The sequence below is a fragment of the Azospirillum sp. CT11-132 genome (genome assembly GCF_047302835.1).
Taxonomy (GTDB): domain Bacteria; phylum Pseudomonadota; class Alphaproteobacteria; order Azospirillales; family Azospirillaceae; genus Azospirillum.
The window spans coordinates 72,808-94,027 of sequence record NZ_JBGLZA010000006.1 but is presented as its reverse complement, the minus strand read 5'-3'; the positions used below and the strand labels follow the sequence as shown (position 1 = coordinate 94,027).

Sequence of the window (21,220 nt, the reverse complement as noted above, 5' to 3'; positions counted from 1 at the left end):
GGGGTGCTGATTTCCGACGGGAGGTTCCGATGAAACGCTTCCTCATCGCTGCGTTGTGCACCGGGTTGCTGGTTGGCGGCTCCGCTCTCGCCCAGACCGGGCCGGGTCCCGGCATGGGTCAGGGAATGGGTGGTCAGGGTATGGGTGGCCAAGGAATGGGCCAGGGCATGGGTCCGGGTAAGGGCATGGGCGGCACCGGTGCGATGCACCAGCAGATGTTCGACCAGCTCGACACCGACAAGGACGGCGCCATCAGCCGGAAGGAGTTTGTCGATGCGCCGCGCGGCGGTCCCGGTTCGATGACCGACCTTGCCAAGGATCGCCGGGGCGCCCGGTTCGACCAGTTCGACAAGAACAAGGACGGCAAGCTGACGCCCGAGGAATGGGGCGCCTGGACGCCGGCCAAGACCAAGTAAGCCCTCTGCCAGACAAGCACACCGGCAGGAGCCCGGCCAACGCCCCTCCGCCACCATTTCCACCCTGTTGGGAATGACGGCCGAGGGGCATTGGCGTCTCGGCATCATGCACGGCTTCCCCCTCCCTGCGGCAAACTGTCCGGCGGGAGTTTGGGCTGCGAATGCGATTTGCCTTTCACGCTGATATATTAGTATAATAATCTCACGATCCATCCGGTGAGGCTCCATCATGACCGCGGATCCATTGGAGACGGCGCTGCTCCTGCGCGTGGTGATGATCCTGGGGCTGCTGCTTCTCGGTTTTTACTAACCACTTCCACAGGGATGCCTGGACCATGGCGACCGACCTCAAGCGTGAGAATTTCTCCGCCACCATCGACGGCAAGCCGGTGGATCTGTTCACCCTGCGCAACCGCCGCGGCATGGTGGTGCGCATCACCAATTACGGCGCCAAGATCGAGCAGATCCTGGTCCCCGACCGCGACGGCGTGATGGGCGATGTCGTCCAGGGCTATGACGGGATCGAAGGCGTGATGGGCGGGCAGGCGTCGATGGGGTCCTTCATCGGGCGCTATTGCGGGCGCATCGACGGCGGGCGCTTCACGCTGGACGGCGTCGCCCATCAGGCCGCGGTGAACAGCCCGCCCAACACCCTGCATGGCGGCCTGCGCGGGTCGCGCTTCCGCGTCTTCGACGCCCGGCAACTGGACGAGGCCAGCCTGGAGCTGACCTATGTCTTCCAGGATGGCGAGGAGGGCTTTCCCGGCACCCTGCCGCTGCGGCTGGTCTATACGGTCGGCGACGACAACGCCCTGACCATCGCCTGGACCGCGGTGGCGGCCGACAAGACCACCATCGCCAACTTCACCGACCACACCTTCTTCAACCTGTCGGGCAATCTGGGGTCGTCGATCCTCGACCATGTCGCCACCGTCCAGGCCGGCCGCTATCTGGCGCTCGGCGAGACGGCGGTGCCGACGGGGGAGATCGTGGACGTCACCGGCACCCCGCACGACTTCCGCACCCCGGCGGCGCTGGGCGCCCGCATCGACGCCGACGACCCCATGCTGGCGCTCGGCAAGGGCTATGACCTGCATTACGTGATAGACAGACCGGCGAACGGGTCGGCGCCGGTCCTTCATGCCCGCTTCCTGCACCCAGCCAGCGGCCGGACGCTCGAGGTGCTGTCGACCGAACCCGGTCTGCAGCTCTACACCGGCAATTTCCTGGAGGGCAAAGCCCCGCGGGACGTCGGCAAGGGCGGCATCCTCTACACCAAGCACAGCGCCTTCTGCGCCGAGCCGTCGAAATTCCCCAACGCCGTCAATATCCCCTCCTTCCCGTCGACGGTGCTGCGTCCCGGCCAATGGTCCGCCGGGTCCATCGTCTACCGGTTCGGGGTCGCCTGAGGCGGCGCCACGCCGCCCGCCCCCATCCTTTTCGGAGTCTCTACCGTCATGAACACCGCCAAACCGATCCGCCGTTACCGGCAGACGAAAGTCGTCGCCACGCTGGGTCCGTCCTCGTCCTCGCCGGAGATGATCCGCCGCCTGTTCGAGGCCGGCGTCGACGTCTTCCGCCTGAACTTCAGCCACGGCAGCCACCAGGACCATGGCGAGCGGGTCCGCGCCATCCGCGCGCTGGAGGAGGAGACCGGCCGCCCCATCGCCATCATGGCCGACCTGCAGGGGCCGAAGCTGAGGCTGGGCCGCTTCGCCAATGGACCGGTGACGCTGACCGCCGGCCAATCCTTCTGCCTCGACCTGCTGGCGGAGCCGGGCGACGCCCGCCGCGTCGGCATGCCCCATCCGGAGATCTTCGCCGCCCTGGTGCCGGATGCCGAACTGCTGCTGGACGACGGCAAGGTGCGGCTGCGGGTGACCGCCTGCGGCGCCGATTTCGCCGAGACCGTGGTGGTGTCGGGAACGAAGCTGTCGGACCGCAAGGGCGTCAACGTCCCCGGCGTTGTGCTGCCGCTGTCGCCGCTCACGCCCAAGGACCGCGCCGATCTGGACTTCGCGCTCGACCAGGGAGTCGACTGGGTGGCGCTCAGCTTCGTCCAGCGGCCGGAGGATGTGGCGGAGGCGCGCAAGCTGATCGCCGGCCGCGCCGCCCTGCTGTCGAAGCTGGAGAAGCCGCAGGCGATCCAGCATCTGGACCGCATCGTCGAGATGTCGGACGGCGTCATGGTGGCGCGCGGCGACCTGGGCGTCGAGATGCCGCCGGAGGATGTGCCGTCGATCCAGAAGCGCATCATCCGCGCCGCCCGTCTGGCCGGCAAGCCGGTGATCGTCGCCACCCAGATGCTGGAATCGATGATCTCGGCCCCCGCCCCGACGCGGGCCGAGGCGTCCGACGTCGCCACCGCGGTGTTCGACGGCGCCGATGCCGTCATGCTGTCGGCGGAGACCGCGTCGGGCGAGTATCCGGTGGAAGCGGTGTCGATCATGGACCGCATCGCGCGGCGGGTGGAAGGCGATCCGCTGTACCGCGGGTTGATGGACGCTCAGCATGCCGATCCGGAACAGACGGAATCGGACGCCATCACCGCCGCCGCCCGGCAGGTCGCCCATACGGTGAAGGCGGCGGCCATCGCCACCTTCACCACCAGCGGCTCCACCACGCTGCGGGCGGCGCGCGAGCGGCCGGAGGTGCCGATCCTCTGCCTGACCGAAAACCCCGCCATCGCGCGGCGGATGGTGCTGGCCTATGGCGTCCACGCGGTGCTGACGGAGGATGTGCAGAGCTTCTCCGACATGGTGCACAAGGCGGCCCGGCTGGCCTATGTCCACGGGCTGGCCGAGGAAGGGCAGCGGCTGGTCATCACCGCCGGCGTGCCGTTCGGCATGCCGGGATCGACCAACGTCCTGCGCATCGCCTGGGTCGAGCCGCCGAGCCGTCTGAACCGCGAGCGTGATGACCGCGAGCGCCAGCCGATGGCCTTCGCCGACGCCTGAGTCGGGAGCCAAATCCAACCGGAGCGGTGCGGCTTTCCGGCCGCCCTGCCCCCGGTTCGGATCGCACCTTTCGCAGGCCGCCAAGCTTCCGATCCGAACAAAGGGCGGCTTGGCAAAGTACCAAACATATGATTGCTCGGCCTTGCGGCCTATCGACTTCTGTAGCCTTGACATCGATCAAATAAAGATAGCTTTTTAGATAACTACCGGACGTTGCCGGGCGCCAGCCGGTGCCCGACCACCGCAGTCGGGGTTTCCCCCTTCTTGAACCCGTCCGGTGGAGCGGGCAATCAGGAAGACCGGCGGTCGGGTGTTGCAGGAGAGCTGTTGGATGTCGATCGAACTGGCCGGGCTTTGTTTCACGTCGGCGTCCGGCCTGCCGTTCTCCCATGACCATTGGCTGGTGGCGCTGTCCTATGCCGTCGCCGCCTTCGCCTCCTACTCCGCGCTCGACATGGCGGAACGGATGCACCGGACCGCCGGGGTCGCCCGCATCATGTGGCAGGGCTGCGCCGCGGCGGCGCTGGGCGGCGGCATCTGGGCGATGCACTTCATCGCCATGCTGGCGCTGACCATCGACACGCCCGTCGCCTACGACCCGATGAAGACCCTGCTGTCGCTGGTGACGTCGGTCTCCTTCGTCGCCATCGGCTTCCGCATCATCCAGGGCCGCCGGTCGCCGGCCGCGATCGCTGCGGCCGGCAGCATCGTCGGGCTTGGGGTGGCGGCGATGCATTATCTCGGCATGGCGGCGATGGTGCTGCCGGCCCGGATCGCCTACCAACCCGGTCTGTGGAGCCTGTCGGTCGCCATCGCCATGGCGGCGGCGACCGCGGGGCTGTGGCTGTCCACCCGCATCCACCACCGTCTGCGCGACCGCGTGCTGGCCGCCCTGGTGATGGCGGTCGCCGTCTGCGGCATGCATTACACCGGCATGGCCGCCCTGGTGGTGCAGGTCGACCCGATGTTGATGCCGGCGGACGGCGCGCTGGCGGATGGGGTGTCGAGCGGACCGCTGGCCGCAGCGGTGGCGATCGGCAGCTTCGGCCTGCTGCTGCTGGCGCTGGTCTCCACCGCCGCCGACCGCCGGATCTCCGCCGCCGCCGCACGCGAGGCCGCCGCCCTGCGCATCGCCAACATGGAGTTGCAGGCCGCCCGCCTGCAGCTGGAGGCGACCCAGCGCGAGATCATCCGCCGCCTGTGCAGCGCCGGGGAGTTCCGCGACAACGAGACCGGCCAGCATGTGGCGCGCATGGCGCAGATCGCGCATCATCTGGCCCTGTCGGCCGGCTGCGCGCCGGGGTTCGCCGCACAGCTGCTGGAGGCGGCGCCGCTGCACGACATCGGCAAGATCGGCATCCCCGATCATGTGCTGTTGAAGGCCGGGCGGCTCGACGCCCAGGAGTGGGTGACCATGCGCCAGCATGCGGTCATCGGCCAGCGGCTGTTGGGCGGCAGCGGGCTGCCCCTGCTCGACCTCGCCGCCGAGATTGCCGGGACCCACCACGAGAAATGGGACGGCACCGGCTATCCCGCCGGCCTGCGCGGCACCGACATCCCGCTGTCCGGCCGCATCGTCGCCATCGCCGACGTGTTCGACGCCCTGCTGTCCGCGCGCCCCTACAAGGAGCCCTGGCCGCTGGAGGCCGTCGTCGCCCACATGCGCGAGCAGGCCGGCCGCCATTTCGACCCGGACCTGGTGACGGTCTTCCTCGGCCGGCTCGACGCCATGCTGGAGATCCGCAGCCGCTTCGTCGACGAGGGGGCCGCTCCGCAGCTTTTGTCACAGTCGGACGCCGCCGAGTGAGTATCGGGGTTTTCCCCTATGGAGTTCCTTGAAAACAGTCGATCCCGGCCGTCGATGTTCTGGAAACGCTTCACAATTACCGCGACTGAATTGGCAAGAACCGCCATCCGCCATTAACTTTTTCTTCGGCGATACAGGAATAAGCGTGTGATCCGGCCCTCTTCACGCCGGACATCGCCATCCTTATCGATCCGGGACAATGCACCAAACCCTGAGCGCCGAGTTCGACTTGCTCCCGGACCGCAAGCCCGCGCGGATCAACGCGATCTACGACGCGATCCCGGTGGGGATTGCGTTCCTCGACCGCCAGCTCCGCTGCCTGCGGATGAACCGGCGCATGGGGGCGCTGGCGGGACTTCCCGCGACCGCCGCGACGGGACTGCCCTTCATCGATGTCTGGCCGGAGGCGGAGGACGCACTGCTGGCCGCCGCATCGCTCGCCCTGGCCGGCACGGTGGTGGAGGACATCGCCCTGACCGGTCCCCTCACCGGTGCGGAGCGGGCGCTGGTCGCCAGCCTGCATCCTCACAGCGATGGAAATGGGGACGGCGCCGCCCTGCTCTGCATCGTGGAGGACCGGACCGCGCTGCGGCGGTGCGAGGCCGAACTGCGCCACTTCAAGGAGCTGCGCCGCCAGACGCTGGAACTGAGCGACCTGTATCCATGGTACGGCGCCCCGGACGGCACGCCGCGCACGACCCGGCGCTGGCGCGAGCGCACCGGTCTCGGCGCGGCGGATGTCGCGACGCCGCAGGGCTGGATCGCGGCGCTCCACCCCGACGACCGCGCGCCCTTCGAGGCCGCCTGGACCTGCAGCCTGACCGGCGGTGCCGCGCTGGAGATCGACCTGCGCCTGCGCGTTGCCGGGGACGGAGTACCGGGCAGCGAGTATCGCTGGTTCCGTCGCCGCGCCGCCGCCCAGCGCGACGCGGAGGGACGCATCGTCCAGTGGCACGGCACCGACGAGGACATCCACGAACGCCGCCTTGCCGAAGACGCCCTGCGCGAGAGCGAGGACCATTACCGCCATTCGGTCGAGCTGAACCCGCAATTCCCCTTCACCCTCGACGCCGACGGCCGGCTGCTGGAGGTCTCGTCGCGCTGGCGCGCCCTGGTCGGGCTGAGCCACGAGGAGACGCTGGGGCATGGATGGATGCGCGCCGTCCATCCCGACGACCTGAACGGCGCCCGGCAGAACTGGGCCGACGCCATCGCCAGCGGCGTCCGCATCGACAACGAAAAGCGCATCCGCATGGCCGACGGCAGCTACCGCTGGTTCCGCGCGCGCGCCACCGCACGCCGCGACGCCACCGGCCGGGTCGTCCGCTGGTACGGTTCGACCGAGGACATCCACGAACGCAAGATGACCGAGGCGGCCCTGCGCGAAAGCGAATCCTTCGCCCGCCAGATCCTGGACAACAGCCCGGAATGCGTGAAGGTGCTGGACATGGAGGGGCGGCTGACCTTCATGAACATTCCCGGCGTCCGCCTGATGGAGCTGGACAGCTTCGAGTGCCTGAAGAACCAGCCCTGGGAGGCCAACTGGCCGGAGGAGCGCCGGCCGCAGCTGCGCGCGTCGATCGACATCGCGAAGCGGGGCGGCACCGGGCGTTTCCTCGGTTTCTGTCCGACAGCCAAGGGCACGCCGAAATGGTGGGACAATCTGGTCTGCCCCCTGCCCGGCGCCGACGGACGGCCACAGCGGCTGCTCGCCATTTCCCGCGACGTCACCGACATCCAGATGGCCCGGCAGGCGCTGGAGGAGACCACCGCGCTGTTGTCCGGCGTGCTGGAAAGCACCACCGACGCCGTGGTGTTCATCGACCGCGACTGGCGCATCACCTACCGCAACCCGGCCGCCGCCGCCATTCATGAGGGCCGCGGCATCCGGCTGGGCGACGCCTTCTTCGACGCCTTCCCGCAGCAGACCGAAAGCCGCAGCCTGTTCCGCAAGGCGATGGCCGACCAGACGCCGGTCGTCTTCGAGGAATTCGTCACGGCTCTCGGCCAATGGACGGAAATCCACGCCTTTCCGACCGCGCAGGGACTGTCCGTCTTCTTCCGCAACGTCACCGAACGCCGGCGGGTGGAGGAGGAGCGGCGCGCCGCCCAGGAGAAGATCGCCCAACTCGCCCGGCTGGATTCGCTGACCGGCCTGTCCAACCGGCTCTATTTCCAGGAACGGCTGGAACAGGCGCTGCGCGAGGCGCCCGACGAGGGCGTGATGGCGGTCCATTACATCGACCTCGACCAGTTCAAGGCCGTCAACGACACGCTGGGCCACCATGCCGGCGACGCGCTGCTGCGGCAGGTGGCCGGCCGTCTGCGCGGCTGCATCGGCGGCGCCGACCTCGTTTCCCGCTTCGGCGGCGACGAGTTCGCCGTCCTGCAGCCCAACCTGTGGGGACCGGCGGAGGCGGAGGATCTCGCCCGCTGCATCATCTCGGCGCTGGCCGAGCCGATCGAGATCGACGGCGCCCAGGTCCGGACCGGAACCAGCATCGGCATCGCCCTGTCCCGGCGCGACGGCGTCGAGGCCGACGCGCTGCTGAAGGCGGCCGACATCGCGCTCTACCGCGCCAAGGCCGACGGCCGCAACACCCACCGCTTCTTCGCGCCCGAGATGGCGGAGCGGCTGAAATCCTTCCACGACCTGAAGCTGGGACTGCACGAGGCGCTGCGACAGGGCGAGTTCGAGCTGCATTACCAGCCGCTGGTCTGCACCGGCGAGTCCCGCATCCGCGGGTTCGAGGCGCTGATCCGCTGGCGCCGTCCCGGCCGCGGCCTGATCCGCCCGGCCGACTTCATCCCCGTCGCGGAGGAAACCGGCCTGATCGGCCCGATCGGCGAGTGGGCCCTGCGCGAAGCCTGCCGCGAGGCGACGCGCTGGCCAGACGGCATCGGGATCAGCGTCAACGTGTCCTCCGTCCAATTCCGCGACAAGGGGCTGGTGGAGTCGGTGCGCCAGGCGCTGGCCGACACCGGGCTGGCGCCGGAGCGGCTGGAGCTGGAGATCACCGAGTCCGTCCTGCTGCAGGACGACGACGCCAATCTCGGCACCCTGCGCGAGCTGCGGGCTCTCGGCGCGCGGATCGTCATGGACGATTTCGGCACCGGCTATTCGGCGCTGGGCTATCTCTGCCGCTTCCGCTTCGACAAGGTGAAGATCGACCGCAGCTTCGTCGCCAATCTGCCGCGCTGCGACGGCTCCACCGCCGTGGTGCAGGCGGTGGCCGGGATGGGCCGCAACCTGGGCATCGTCATCACCGCCGAGGGGGTGGAGGAGCAAACCCAGCTCGACGCCGTCCGCCGGCTGGGCTGCCACGAGGCGCAGGGCTATCTGTTCTCCCGCCCGGTCCCGGCGGCGGAGGTGCCGGCGCTGATCGCGCGGCTGCAGGACGAGGGCTGAACCATCCAGGAATCCGGACGGACCGCAACGCCTTCCGGTGACGGCTGTTCTGGTACGGGAACGCATCCTGCCAGGACACCGCCCCGCCAGGACACCGATCCGGAGGACCACATGGCCAAGACCACCACCGACCACGACGAGATCCGCCGCTGGGCCGAAAGCCACGGCGGCAAGCCGGCCGTCGTCCGCAGCACCCATGACGAGGCGCATGGAAGCGGCAAGAAGAGCCGCAAGACCGGCGTCGGCCTGCTGCGCCTGATGTTCCCCAAGGCCCGCCAGTCCGACCATGGCGAGCTGGAGGAAATCGACTGGAACGAGTTCTTCCAGCAGTTCGAGGACTCCAAGCTCGCGCTGCTCTACGAGGAGGACTCCAACTTCAACAAGCTGATCGGCCGCGATACCGCGGAAAAGCGCGAGCATGGCGACCACAAGGTGGCACGCCATTGACCGGCATACGATCGGCCGCCCCGCCCCTCTCCCGCTCAAACGCGTAATGGATATCGAAGGGAACGCCCTGCAGGACGTTCCCTTTTCTCTTTCGTCAGCCCTTTATCGGAGGTTCCGCCCGTGCCCGACGCCAGCGATACCCGCCTGAACCAGGATGAGCGGGACGAGGTCAAGGAACGCTCCAACCCGCCGGCGCTGATCCTGCACGAGGCCATTCGCCTGGAGGGGCAGGAGGAGCTGAAGCGCCCGACCTCCTCCCTGCTGTGGTCGGGTCTGGCGGCCGGGCTGTCGATGGGCTTCTCGATGGTGGGCGAGGCGCTGATGACGACCCATCTGCCGGACGAGCCGTGGCGGCCGCTGATCGCCAGCTTCGGCTATTGCTTCGGCTTCCTGATCGTCATTCTGGGGCGCCAGCAGCTGTTCACCGAGAACACGCTGACGGTGATCCTGCCGCTGCTGCATCGCTGGTCGACCGATACCCTGATGAAGGTGGTGCGGCTGTGGGCGCTGGTCTTTGCCGCGAACATCGTCGGCACTCTGCTGTTCTCCGCCTTCGCCGTCGGAACGGAGGCCTTTTCCCCGCAACTGCGCGCCGCCTTCGTCGAGTTGGGCACGACCGCGGCGCGGTCGGGATTCACGACGACGCTGCTGCACGGGGTGCTGGCCGGCTGGCTGATCGCGCTGCTGGTCTGGATCACGCCGTCGGTCGGGCAGGCGCGCTTTTTCATCATCGTCGCCCTGACCTGGCTGATCGCGTTGGGCAAGTTCGCCCATGTCATCGCCGGCTCGGTCGAGGTGTCCTTCGCCGCCATGTCCGGCGAGATCGGCTGGGACCGCTACGCCTTCGGTTTCCTGCTGCCGTCGCTGATCGGCAACGTGCTGGGCGGAGTCGGCATGGTGGCGCTGATCAACCACGCACAGGTGCGGCAGGACCAGTGAGGGAAATCAGGAGCGCGCAAACGAAAAGGGCCTAGCCGCTGAAGCGGCTAAGCCCTTGAATTCGTGGCGGACCCGACGAGATTCGAACTCATGACCTCTGCCTTCGGAGGGCAGCGCTCTATCCAGCTGAGCTACGGGTCCATCGCTGGTGGAGGCGCAACATAGCCTAAGGTCTGCGGGGACGCAAACACTAAAATCGCTGTTTTTTCGGCGGCTTGCAGAGGCCGCTTCCATCCCCATGACCGCTGCCTTCGGAGGGCAATGCTCACGCCGTAAGGCCGTATGGAAACGTTTCCATTCTTCACGAAACCGTTTTCACGGCGTCACGCGATTGCAACACGCCGCCGCCACTCTGCAGCCGCACCGGATCGACGGGTGCGGGAACAGGGATGATGGACGGCAGATGGATGGCGGGATGACGGATCGGCGGACCATGGACCGGGTGGCGACGATCCGCGACGTGGCGGCGCTCGCCGGGGTGTCGATCGCCACTGTGTCGCGCGTCCTCAACGGCAGCGGCAACGCCACGCCGGAAACCATGGAGAAGGTGCGCGCCGCCGCCTCCGACCTGTCCTTCCGGCCCAGCACCATCGGACGCAGCCTGAAGGCGGCGCGCACCCGCACCGTCGGTGTGCTGGTGCCGTCGCTGACCAACCCCGTCTTCGCCGAAAGCGTCGCCGGCATCCAGGACGCGGCGGCGGAGGTTGGGTACAGCGTGCTGATCGCCTCCACCGACTATGATCCGGCCCGCGAATCGCGCGCCATCGAAGGGCTGCTATCGAACCGTGTTGAAGGGCTGGTGCTGACCGTCGCCGATGCCGATCGCAGCGGCTCGCTCGATACGCTGGACGAGGTGCGGCTGCCCTATGTGCTGGCCTACAACCAGCCGGAACGGGCACCGCGCGCCCATGTGTCGGTCGACAATGTCGCCGCCTCCCGCGCGGTGGTGGAGCGGATGGCGGAGCTGGGACACCGGCGCATCGGCATGATCGTCGGGCGCTTCCGCCAGTCCGACCGCTCGCGCCGGCGCCATGCCGGCTGGCTGGCGGCGCTGGCCGATGCCGGGTTGCCGCCGGGGCCGGTGGTGGAGGTCGATTTCAACGAATTGCGGCTGGCCCACCGGCTGGCCCCCCATCTGGAGGGGGCGGAGCGGCCGACGGCCTTCTTTGCCTCCAACGACATGCTGGCGCTCGCCACCATCCGGGCGCTGCGCGACCTCGGCCTGTCGGTGCCGGACGATGTTTCGGTCTGCGGATTCGACGGCATCGAGGTCGGACGGCTGATGGCGCCCAGCCTCGCCACGCTGGTGCAGCCGGCCCGCGCCATGGGCGCCACCGCCTTCGAATGTTTGCGCACCGGCTTTTCCGGCGAGCTGCAAGGCCGCGCCGTGATGATGCCCTTCACCCTGCGTCCGGGCGAATCGCTCGGGGCCGCACCGTCAGAATCGACCTAAGCGCTTTCCGAACGGAGACACACGCCATCATGTTCAAGCCGTTCCTTCTTGGTGCCGCCGCCCTGGCTGCCGCCCTCACCGCCACGGCCGCTCCCGTCCTGGCGGCGGAGCAGACCGCCATCTGCTACAACTGCCCGCCGGAATGGGCCGACTGGGCGTCGCAGCTGAAGGCGATCAAGGCCGATCTCGGCATCGCCGTACCGTTCGACAACAAGAACTCCGGCCAGTCGCTCGCCGCCATGCTGGCGGAAAAGGACAAGCCGGTGGCCGACGTCGTCTATCTCGGCGGGCCGGTGGGCATCCAGGCCAAGGCGGCCGGCATCGTCACCCCCTACAAGCCGGCAGCCTGGGCCGAAATCCCCGACGGGATGAAGGACGCCGACGGCAACTGGTTCGCCATCCACAGCGGCACGTTGGGCTTCTTCGTCAACACCGAGGCGCTGGGCGGCAAGCCGGTGCCGCAGAGCTGGGCCGATCTGCTGAAGCCGGACTATTCGGGCATGATCGGCTATCTCGACCCGACCAGCGCCGCCATCGGCTATGTCGGCGCGGTGGCGGTCAACCAAGCGCTGGGCGGCGATTACGGCAGCTTCGACAAGGCCATCGGCTGGTTCAAGGACCTGCAGAAGAACCAGCCCATCGTGCCGAAGCAGACCTCCTACGCCCGCGTGCTGTCGGGCGAGATTCCGATCCTGATCGACTACGACTTCAACGCCTACCGCGCCAAATACACCGACAAGGCGCCGGTCGCCTTCGTCATCCCCAAGGAAGGCACGGTGTCGGTCCCCTATGTGATGGCGCTGGTCAAGAACGGCCCGAACCCGGAGAACGGCAAGAAGGTTCTGGACTACGTCCTGTCGGACAAGGGCCAGACCCTGTGGGCCAACGCCTTCATGCGCCCGGTCCGCGCCGAGGCGATGTCGCCGGAGACCGCCGCAAAGTTCCTGCCGGCCGCCGACTACGCCCGCGCCAAGCCGGTCGACATGGTGCGCATGGCCGAGGCGCAGAAGGGCTTCATGGACCGCTATCAGGCGGAGGTGAAGTGAGCGCCTGCGTGCAGGACGCTCCCCTCCCCCACCGGCCGGCGGCGAGTCCGTCGGCCGGTGGGGGTTGTGCGGGCGAACCGCTGCGGCTGGCGGCCCTGCTGGCGCCGGCGGCGGCGGTGTTCGCGGCCTTCTTCCTGCTGCCGCTGGTCCGCCTGATCCTGATCGGCGCCGGCGGGGCGGAGGGGTGGTCGGCCTATGTGACCACGCTGGCCGATCCCGGCCATCTCGACAGCCTGCTCTCCACGCTGGCGCTGTCGGCGGGGGTGACCCTGGTGACGCTGGCGGTGTCCACTGTCGCCGGGCTGTTCCTGGTGCGGCACCGCTTCCCCGGCCATGCCCTGCTGGTGGCGCTGCTGACCTTCCCGCTGGCCTTTCCCGGCGTGGTCATCGGCTTCATGGTCATCATGCTGGCCGGCCGCCAGGGGCTGATCGGCACCATCACCCAGGTGCTGACCGGGGGAAAGCTGGTGTTCGCCTATTCCATGGCCGGGCTGTTCCTCGGCTACGTCTATTTCTCGATCCCGCGCGTGATCCTGACGGTGATGGCGGCGGCGGAGAAGCTGGACCCGCGGCTGGAGGAAGCGGCGCGGTCGCTGGGAGCGGCCCCGTGGCGGGTGGTGGCCGACGTGATCCTGCCGGCGCTGAATCCGGCGCTGATCTCGGCCGGCGCGCTCAGCTTCGCGACCTCGATGGGCGCGTTCGGCACCGCCTTCACGCTCGCCACCCGGATCAATGTGCTGCCGATGACGATCTATACCGAATTCACGCTCCAGGCGAACATCGCGGCGGCGGCAGCGCTCAGCGTCCTGCTCGGCCTCATCACCTGGGCTGCCCTGGCGGTGGCGCGCAGCATCGCCGGCACCTCCGTTGCGGCGGCGGGGTGACGGGCGATGCACAGTCTGTCGAATCGCCGGGGCTGGGGGTTCTGGCTGCAATTGGGCTTCACCCTGCTGGTCTGCGCCCTGCTGACCGTGCCGATGGTGATGTCGATGCTGGCCGGGCTGACCGCCAACTATTTCGTCGGCTTGAAGAGCGGCCTGACCCTGCGCTGGGTCGATGAGGTGCTGCGGGTCTATTCCGGCACCATCCTGCTGTCCTTGCAGATCGCCTTCGCCTGTCTGGCCTGCACGCTGGTGCTGGGCGTACCGGCGGCCTATGCGCTGGCGCGCCGTCCCGGCCGGATCGCGCGGCTGGTGGAGGAGATGCTGATGATGCCGGTCGCCATCCCCGGCCTCGCCACCGCGCTGGCGCTGATCGTCACCTATGGCGGCGTCGGGGATCTGCGCAGCAGCTGGCTGTTCATCCTGATCGGCCATGTGCTGTTCACCCTGCCCTTCATGGTCCGCGCCGTGCTGGCGGTGATGGGCGCCATCGACCTGACGACGCTGGAGGAGGGGGCGGCCAGCCTGGGCGCCGGCTTCCTGCGCCGCTTCGCCACGGTGGTGCTGCCCAACTGCCGATCCGGCATCCTGGCCGGGTCGCTGATGGTGCTGACCCTGTCGGTGGGAGAATTCAACCTGACCTGGCTGCTGCACACGCCGCTGACCAAGACGCTGCCGGTCGGGCTGGCCGACAGCTATGCCTCGCTGCGGATCGAGATCGGCAGCGCCTACACCCTCGTCTTCTTCCTGATGATTGTGCCGAGCCTGATCCTGCTGCAGGGTCTGGCGAAGCGCGGCCGTCCGTCCGTTTGAGGCCACCCCCAGATGCCCGACAGCTTCCACCTCGACGCCGTGCCGATCCGCCTGGAGCGCTGCGGCAAGACCTTCGCCGGCAGCGCCCGCGCGCTGGAGCCGCTGGACCTGACCATCCGCGGCGGCGAGACCATCGTCTTCCTGGGCCCCAGCGGCTGCGGCAAGACCACGACGTTGCGCATCATCGCCGGGCTGGAAAGCCCCGACCCCGGCGGCCGCGTGCTGTTCGGCGAGGAGGACGTCACCGCCCTGCCGATCGAACGGCGCAATGTCGGCATGGTATTCCAGAGCTACGCCCTGTTCCCCAACATGACGGTGGCGGAGAACGTCGCCTACGGCCTGAAAGTACGCAAGCTGCCCAGGCCCGAGCGCGCCCGCCGGGTGGAGGAGATGCTGGACCTGATGCATCTCGGCGAGTTCGCCGGGCGGCGGATCGACCAGCTGTCCGGCGGCCAGAGGCAGCGGGTGGCGCTGGCCCGCGCGCTGGTGGTGCGGCCGCGCGTGCTGCTGCTGGACGAGCCGCTGACGGCGCTCGACGCCAAGCTGCGCGACAGTTTGCGGCTGGAGATCGACCGGCTGCTGCGCGGGCTGGGCATCACCGCCGTCTATGTCACCCACGACCAGGGCGAGGCGATGGCGCTGGGCGACCGCATCGTGGTGATGGCCAAGGGGCGGGTGGCGCAGGTCGGTACGCCGCGGGAGATCTACTATCAGCCGGCCGACGGCTTCGTCGCCGACTTCATCGGCACGATGAACCGGCTGGGCGGGACGGTGCGCGGCGGGACGCTGAGCATCGGTACGGCGTCGCTGCCCTGGTCCGGGGCGGACGGTGCGGTGGAGTTGCTGGTGCGGCCGGAGGATCTGGCGCTGGCTGGCGAGGCCGACGGGCATCTCGGCGGCACCGTCGCCGCCGCGGTGTTCCTGGGCGACCGCACCCGGCTGGTGGTGGAGCCGGCGGACGGGCCGGCGCTGACGGTGGACACCTTGGGGCGCAGCGAGTTGGGGCGTGGCGACCGGGTGTGGCTGCGGGTCGATCCGGCAAGGGTGCTGGCGGTGCCGTGAGGTTCTTCGATGCGGAGTTAGACCCCCACCTAACCTCCCCCGCTCTCAGCGGACCTGCGGTCCGCCTGCCGCGTCAGCACAAAGCGAAGCTTTGTGCGAGAGCTGGGCGAGGGAGGGACTGCCGCCACTCTCCCGCCTCAGCACCTGCCCCCTCCCCCGCCCAGCGGGGGAGGGTTGGGGTGGGGGTCTAACGCTTCCAAATTAAACACTTACTCCCAAGGCGCACCCCATGATCATCGTCCAGATCACCGACACCCACATCAAGCCCCCCGGCCGCCTCGCCTACCGCCGCGTCGACACCGCGCCCTTCCTGGAGCGCGCCGTCGCCGCCATCCTGGCGCTCAACCCGCGCCCCGACGTCATTCTCGCCACCGGCGACCTCGTCGACGCAGGCCATGCCGAGGAATATGAGCGGCTGCTCGGTCTGCTGCGCCCGCTCGACATCCCGCTGTTCGCGGTGCCCGGCAACCATGACGAACGCACCGGGCTGGCCGAAGCCTTTCCCGACCTCAAGGCCCGCGTCGGCGACAGCCGTTTCTTCCACTACACGGTGGAGGACTGGCCGGTGCGGCTGATCGCCATGGACACCGTCCTGCCCGGCTCCGGCGCGGGAGAGGTCTGTGCCGAGCGGCTCTCCTGGCTCGACGCGCGGCTGGCGGAGCAGCCGGAGCGGCCGACCATCGTCTTCCAGCACCATCCGCCCTTCGCCACCGGTATCGGCCATATGGACCGGCTGGGCTTGAACGGCGCCGACGCGATGGCCGACGTGGTCCGCCGCCATCGCCAAGTGGAGCGGGTGCTGTGCGGCCATCTGCACCGGCCGATCCAGGTGCGCTGGGCCGGCACCATCGCCTCCACCGCGCCGTCGACCGCGCATCAGGTGGCGCTCGACCTGCGCGACGACGCGCCGTCCGCCTTCGTGATGGAACCGCCGGGCTATCAGATCCACATGTGGCGCGCCGACACCGGCGTGGTCAGCCACACCGCCGTGATCGGCGACTATGACGGCCCCTATCCCTTCTTCAAGGACGGAAAGCTGATCGACTGACTGGGTCATTCGACCGGCCGTCACATGCCTGTCACGGGCTTGGGCTAAGACACAGCTCACCGCCGATCCAACGGAGACGACAGAGATGAAGGCGTTCCTCACCACCCTCGCCACGGTGCTGACGCTGGCGCTCGGCCCAGCCGCCGTTTCCCAGGCCGCGCAGGCGGACGGCGCCACCGGCAAGCTGGTGCTCTACACCTCGCAGCTGGAGCCGGACGCCCGCCAGACGGTGGAGGCCTTCAAGGCGAAGAACCCCGACGTCGAGGTGGAGTGGATCCGCAACGGCACCACCGAGCTGATGAACAAGCTGCGCGCCGAGTTCACCGCCGGGGCGCCGCAGCCGGACCTGCTGCTGATCGCCGATGCGGTGACGATGGAATCGCTGAAGGCGGAGAAACGGCTGCAGCCCTATCAGGGCGCGCCGGTGGCCGGCTACCGCCCCGGTACGCACGACCCGCAGGGCTATTGGTTCGGCACCAAGCTGATCACCACCGGCATCGTCTACAACACCGCCGCCCCGATGAAGCCGACCTCCTGGCAGGATCTGCTGAAGCCGGAGGCCAAGGGCACGACGGTGATGCCGAGCCCGCTCTATTCCGGCGCCGCCGCCATCCACATGGCGTCGATCAAGGCGCAGCCGTCGCTCGGCATGGCCTATTACGAGGCGTTGCAGCGCAACGGCGTCACCGCGGCAAAGGGCAACGGCGGCATCTTGAAGGATGTGGCCGGCGGGGCGAAGCTCTATGGCATGGTCGTCGATTACCTGCCGATCCGCGAGCATCTGAAGGGCGCCCCCGTCGCCTTCGTCTTCCCCACGGAGGGCGTCAGCGCGGTCAGCGAGCCGGTGGCGATCCTCAGCACCGCGAAGAACCCGGCGGCGGCCAAGGCCTTCATCGACTTCCTGCTGAGCCGGGAGGGGCAGGAGCTGGCCTCGGCCCAGGGCTTCCTGCCGGCGCTGCCAGGGGTGACACCGCCGGCGGGCTTCCCCAATCCGGCGACGATCACCCTGCTGCCCTTCGACCCTGCCAAGGCGCTGGCCGAGGACGACGCCAACAAACGCGCCTTCGCCGACCTGTTCGGCGGGTGAGTGGGTTGGTGCGGACCGAGACGGATCCCCTCTCCCCCCCGGGGAGAGGGTTAGGGTGAGGGGGACGCGTTGCGAGGACTTTCAAGAATCGCGCACGTGGACCCTCCTGGGAAAATCCACGCCATGCATCCCCCTCACCCCGACCCTCTCCCCGGGGGGGAGAGGGGGATCGCCTCGGGTAGTCGAACGGTGGGGAAAGGCGCGTTCCCCACCCTCCCCGGCTGGCCCCTGCTCATCGGCCTGCTCGTCCTGCTCCCGGTCCTGCGCCTCCTATGGGAGGCCGGCGACGCGGCGGTGCTCGCGCGCGTGGCCGACTCCCCCGCGACTTGGCGGGCCACCACGAACAGCATCGCCATCGCGGCCGGCGCCACGCTGACCGCAGCGCTGATCGGCGGGCCGTTCGCCCTGCTGGTCGGGCTGACGAACCTGCGCGCCCGCACCGCGATGACCTTCGCCCTGATCCTGCCGCTGATGATTCCGCCGCAGATCGTGGCGATGGCCTGGACGCATCTGGCCGGGTCGGGCAGTCCGATCCTGAAGCCGCTCGGCCTTGCCCCGCCGGTCGGAACGGCGAACCCGGTGCAGTCGGCGGCCGGCATGATCCTGGTGATGGGGATCGAGCATGCGCCTCTGGTCTTCCTCGCCCTGCGCGCGGCGTTGCGCGCCATTCCCGGCGATGTGCTGGAGGCGGCGCGGGCGTCGGGGGCCGGGCTGTGGCGGGCGGTGCGAAGCGTGGTGCTGCCGCTCTGCCTGCCGGGGCTGATCGCGGGTCTGGCGATGGCCTTCGTCGCCGCGCTGGGGAATTTCGGGGTGCCGGCTCTGCTGGGCGTGCCGGCGGGCATTCCGATGCTGCCGACGCTGATCTACCGGCGGCTGGCCGGCTTCGGGCCGTCTGCCCTGCCGGAGGTGGCGGTGCTGGCCGCCCTGATCGGCATCGTCGCCTGCCTCGGCATCGCCACCCAGACCATCCTGCAGGCCCGCATCTCCAGCCGCCTGCCCGGCGGCGCCCGGTCGATGGCGCCGGTGGCGCTCGGCTCCGCCCGTGTGGCGGTGGAGGGGCTTGCCTGGGGCGTGCTGGCGCTGATGGTCGCGGCGCCGCTGACGGCGCTGCTGGCGACCAGCCTCGTCAGCGTCTATGGCCTGCCGATCGGTTTCGGCACGCTGACGCTGGCCCATTACCGCGAGGTGCTGGCGCTCGATCAGGTCGGACGGGCCTTCGTCAATTCGGTGCTGCTGTCGGGATCGGCGGCGCTGCTGCTCGCCCTGCTGGCGGTGCCGCTGGCCCATGCCATGGCGCTGGGCGGAGGGACCGGACGGATCGCGCGGGCGGTCGGTGTGCTGGTGGAGTTGCCGCACGCCGTGCCGGGGGTGGTGCTGGGCATCGGCTGCATCCTGCTGTTCCTGAAGCCGCTGCCGGGGCTGGGCGTCAGCCTCTACGGCACGCTGTGGATCATCCTGGCGGCCTATCTGGTCCGCTTCCTGCCGCTGGCGCTGCGGCCGGTGCAGGCGGCTTGCGCCGCGCTCGACCCGACGGTGGAGGAGGCCGCCCGCGCGTTGGGCGCCGGCCCGCTGCGGCGGCTGGTGACGGTGGTGGCGCCGCTGGTTGCCCCGGCTGCTGCCGCCGGCGGGCTGCTGGTCTTCCTGACCGCATTCAACGAGCTGACCGTCTCCATCCTGCTATGGTCGCAGGGGCGGGAGACGCTGGGCGTCGTCGTCTATGCGCTGGAGGAAGGCGGCAGCCCGACGCTGGGTGCCGCCCTCGGCGTCATCGCCATCCTGGTGGTGCTGGCGGCGATGATCGCCGCCGGGCTGCTGGGCCGCCGACTGCCGCCGGGCGTGGTGCCCTGGCGGAATTAAAATTAAGGGGGCGGGGGTGAGATCTCAGGCCGGCAGTCCCGCCGCCTTGCGCACCGCTTCCAGCACCGTCAGCACGTCGCGTGCCTGCTCGGCCGTCACCGGCGGCGGGGCGCCGTCGAGGATGGATGCCGCCACGCCGCGGTAGAAGGCGGGATAGTCGCCGGGGATGGTCTCGACCCGCCGCTCCGTGCCGTCGGCCTGGACCAGCAGGGCGAAATTCTCCGGATCGTCGCCGCCCCAGCCGGCTTCGGTCGGCAGGCGGCCGGCGCGCAGGGCCGCCTCCTGCCCGTCCATGCCATGCTTGAGGAAGCTGCCGCGGTCGCCATGCAGCTGGAAGCGCGGACCCGGCCGGCAGACCACCGTGCCGCAATGCAGGATCGCCCGCATGCGCCCATAGCCGAGCACGATGTGGAACCAGTCGTCGACCTGCGCGTCCGGCCGCTGGGATCCCACATCGGCGAGGATGCGATCGGGCATGCCGAACAGGGTCAGCGCCTGATCGATCAGATGGGCGCCGAGGTCGAACAGCACGCCCGACCCGGCCAGCGTCTGCTCGCGCCAGCCCTGCTTGATCTGCGGGCGGAAGCGGTCGAAATGCGCCTCGTAATGATAGGGGCGGCCGACCTCGCCCTTGTCCAGGCAGGCGCGCAGGGTCAGGAAGTCGTTGTCCCACCGCCGGTTGTGGAAGACGGTCAGCAGCCGGCCCTGCCGTTTGGCGAGGTCGATCAGCTCGTCGGCTTCGGCGGCGGTGGTCGCCATCGGCTTGTCGATCACCACATGCTTGCCGGCCAGCAGAGCCTCGCGGGCCAGGGGGGCGTGGCTGGTGTTGGGGGTGGCGATCACCACGAGGTCGATGCTTGGGTCGGCGATCACCGCGTCCGCCGTCGTCGCAACCGCCTCCGGTGCTGCACGGCGGATGTCGTCGGTGCGCGAACTGGCGATTGCCGTCAGGCGCAGGCGCGGCTCACATTGGATCAGCGGCGCGTGGAACACCGACCCGGCAAGGCCGAAACCCAGCAGGCCGACCGACAGGCTCTTCATCGTCGCACAAACTCCTATTCACATTGCCAGCGCGTCAACGCCCTCTCCCGCTCCGGGAGAGGGCATTCATCACGGCGCCCAGCAGACCATGGTGTCGACCCCGCCCCGGCGCAACAGGGCGCGCACCGGCATCGCGTCTTCCGGCCCTGCCGCGCGGGCCTGTTCCAGCACCGCGCGCTTGGCGCCGCCGGTGATCAGCACGACGATGCGCCGGCTGTCGAGCAGGCGCGGCAGGGTCAGCGTCATGCGCGGATGCGGCGCGGTGGGGGAGCGCATCGCCCGGCAGGGTGCGGTTCCTTCCCACGCAGAGGCGAGGGCCGGCGCATCGGGGAACAGCGAAGCGACATGCCCGTCCTCCCCCATGCCGGTCACCATCAGGTCGAACGGTCCGTCGAGGACGCGCAAAGCCTCGGCGCAGGCGGCCTCCCCCTCCTCCGGCGTCTTGGCGCCGGTGTAAAGCGGGATGAAGCGGATGGCGGGAGCGGCGGCCAGCAGCGTTGCGTGCAGGGTGGAGGCGTTGCTGTCCGGGCTGTCGGGCGGCAGCCAGCGGTCGTCCACCAGCGTCGCCGTCACCCGGCTCCAATCCACATCGCGCCGGCCGAGCGCCGTCAGGAACGGCGTCGGCGTCCGCCCGCCCGGCAGCGCCATGGTGGCCCGCCCGCGCGCCGCGATGGCGGCGGTCAGCAGGGCCGCCGTCTCGTCGGCCAGCGTCTCGGCAAGGTCCTGGGCATCGCGGAACACACGAAGGCGCGCGGTCATGATGGAAGCTCCCCGATAAGTCTTGTTCGTTGGCGCAGACCATAATCCGCCCGCCACGCATGTGCGCGCGCATCTGTGTAACAGCCACGTAACAACGTGGGCTCCGGGAAAGCGCCGCGTTACCAAATTGTCCGCCCCGCGCATCATCGGCGGCGTACAGTGACCGCCAAGCGAACGACCGCCGGGCGAGACCTCATC

Annotated in this window: 17 protein-coding genes and 1 tRNA gene; 15 read left to right on the top strand and 3 right to left on the bottom strand. The window is 69.3% G+C overall.

Going from position 1 to position 21,220, the window contains the following annotated elements:
* The first annotated feature begins 29 nt into the window (after positions 1–29).
* The 7 genes from ACCD06_RS24435 (at position 30) to ACCD06_RS24405 (ending at position 9,975) form a co-directional block, all read left to right on the top strand.
* Positions 30–416 (top strand): EF-hand domain-containing protein, encoded by a 387-nt coding sequence (locus ACCD06_RS24435; protein ID WP_109157102.1) that lies wholly within the window; start codon positions 30–32, stop codon positions 414–416.
* A gap of 335 nt (positions 417–751) precedes the next feature.
* The gene (locus tag ACCD06_RS24430) at positions 752–1,825 is read left to right on the top strand and encodes an aldose epimerase family protein (protein ID WP_109157101.1); all 1,074 of its coding nucleotides are present in this window, start codon (positions 752–754) and stop codon (positions 1,823–1,825) included.
* A gap of 48 nt (positions 1,826–1,873) precedes the next feature.
* Complete coding sequence (gene pyk, locus ACCD06_RS24425; RefSeq protein ID WP_413344156.1) at positions 1,874–3,373, top strand: pyruvate kinase; 1,500 nt, start codon at positions 1,874–1,876, stop codon at positions 3,371–3,373.
* A 331-nt stretch (positions 3,374–3,704) separates the two neighbouring features.
* The gene (locus ACCD06_RS24420; protein WP_109157099.1) at positions 3,705–5,180 is read left to right on the top strand and encodes an MHYT domain-containing protein; all 1,476 of its coding nucleotides are present in this window, start codon (positions 3,705–3,707) and stop codon (positions 5,178–5,180) included.
* Positions 5,181–5,379: 199 nt separating this feature from the next.
* Positions 5,380–8,589 (top strand): EAL domain-containing protein, encoded by a 3,210-nt coding sequence (locus ACCD06_RS24415; RefSeq protein WP_413344153.1) that lies wholly within the window; start codon positions 5,380–5,382, stop codon positions 8,587–8,589.
* Positions 8,590–8,700: 111 nt separating this feature from the next.
* A complete protein-coding gene (locus tag ACCD06_RS24410; protein WP_413344151.1) occupies positions 8,701–9,036 on the top strand; it encodes a hypothetical protein in 336 nt (111 codons plus the stop codon).
* Between the two features lie 120 nt (positions 9,037–9,156).
* Entirely contained in the window at positions 9,157–9,975 is an 819-nt protein-coding gene (locus ACCD06_RS24405) for a formate/nitrite transporter family protein (protein ID WP_413344148.1), read from the top strand.
* 64 nt (positions 9,976–10,039) lie between these two features.
* Here the strand turns inward: ACCD06_RS24405 and ACCD06_RS24400 are convergent.
* Positions 10,040–10,116: transfer RNA gene (locus ACCD06_RS24400), tRNA-Arg, on the bottom strand.
* Positions 10,117–10,390: 274 nt separating this feature from the next.
* Here ACCD06_RS24400 and ACCD06_RS24395 point away from each other — a divergent pair.
* From ACCD06_RS24395 to ACCD06_RS24360, 8 genes are all read left to right on the top strand, one after another.
* Positions 10,391–11,428 (top strand): LacI family DNA-binding transcriptional regulator, encoded by a 1,038-nt coding sequence (locus tag ACCD06_RS24395; protein WP_413344146.1) that lies wholly within the window; start codon positions 10,391–10,393, stop codon positions 11,426–11,428.
* 29 nt (positions 11,429–11,457) lie between these two features.
* On the top strand, positions 11,458–12,474 hold the full coding sequence (locus ACCD06_RS24390; protein ID WP_413344144.1) for an ABC transporter substrate-binding protein: 1,017 nt from the start codon (positions 11,458–11,460) through the stop codon (positions 12,472–12,474).
* A complete protein-coding gene (locus ACCD06_RS24385) occupies positions 12,471–13,358 on the top strand; it encodes an ABC transporter permease (RefSeq protein WP_413344142.1) in 888 nt (295 codons plus the stop codon). The genes ACCD06_RS24390 and ACCD06_RS24385 overlap by 4 nt, the downstream gene beginning before the upstream one ends.
* A gap of 6 nt (positions 13,359–13,364) precedes the next feature.
* A complete protein-coding gene (locus ACCD06_RS24380) occupies positions 13,365–14,168 on the top strand; it encodes an ABC transporter permease (protein WP_413344140.1) in 804 nt (267 codons plus the stop codon).
* A gap of 12 nt (positions 14,169–14,180) precedes the next feature.
* Positions 14,181–15,230: an ABC transporter ATP-binding protein gene (locus ACCD06_RS24375; RefSeq protein WP_413344138.1), complete on the top strand. Its 1,050-nt coding sequence runs from the start codon at positions 14,181–14,183 to the stop codon at positions 15,228–15,230.
* A gap of 229 nt (positions 15,231–15,459) precedes the next feature.
* Positions 15,460–16,278, top strand: a complete 819-nt coding sequence (locus ACCD06_RS24370) for a phosphodiesterase (RefSeq protein ID WP_413344136.1) — start codon at positions 15,460–15,462, stop codon at positions 16,276–16,278.
* Positions 16,279–16,363: 85 nt separating this feature from the next.
* Positions 16,364–17,365, top strand: a complete 1,002-nt coding sequence (locus ACCD06_RS24365; protein WP_413344134.1) for an ABC transporter substrate-binding protein — start codon at positions 16,364–16,366, stop codon at positions 17,363–17,365.
* A 189-nt stretch (positions 17,366–17,554) separates the two neighbouring features.
* On the top strand, positions 17,555–19,222 hold the full coding sequence (locus tag ACCD06_RS24360) for an ABC transporter permease (protein ID WP_247871733.1): 1,668 nt from the start codon (positions 17,555–17,557) through the stop codon (positions 19,220–19,222).
* 24 nt (positions 19,223–19,246) lie between these two features.
* On the opposite strand, the gene ACCD06_RS24355 is transcribed toward ACCD06_RS24360, so the two are convergent.
* Together ACCD06_RS24355 and pgl are read right to left on the bottom strand one after the other, a co-directional pair.
* Positions 19,247–20,263: an oxidoreductase gene (locus tag ACCD06_RS24355; protein ID WP_109157782.1), complete on the bottom strand. Its 1,017-nt coding sequence runs from the start codon at positions 20,261–20,263 to the stop codon at positions 19,247–19,249.
* A gap of 69 nt (positions 20,264–20,332) precedes the next feature.
* Positions 20,333–21,022, bottom strand: a complete 690-nt coding sequence (gene pgl / locus ACCD06_RS24350) for a 6-phosphogluconolactonase (protein ID WP_109157783.1) — start codon at positions 21,020–21,022, stop codon at positions 20,333–20,335.
* Positions 21,023–21,220 lie beyond the last annotated feature (198 nt).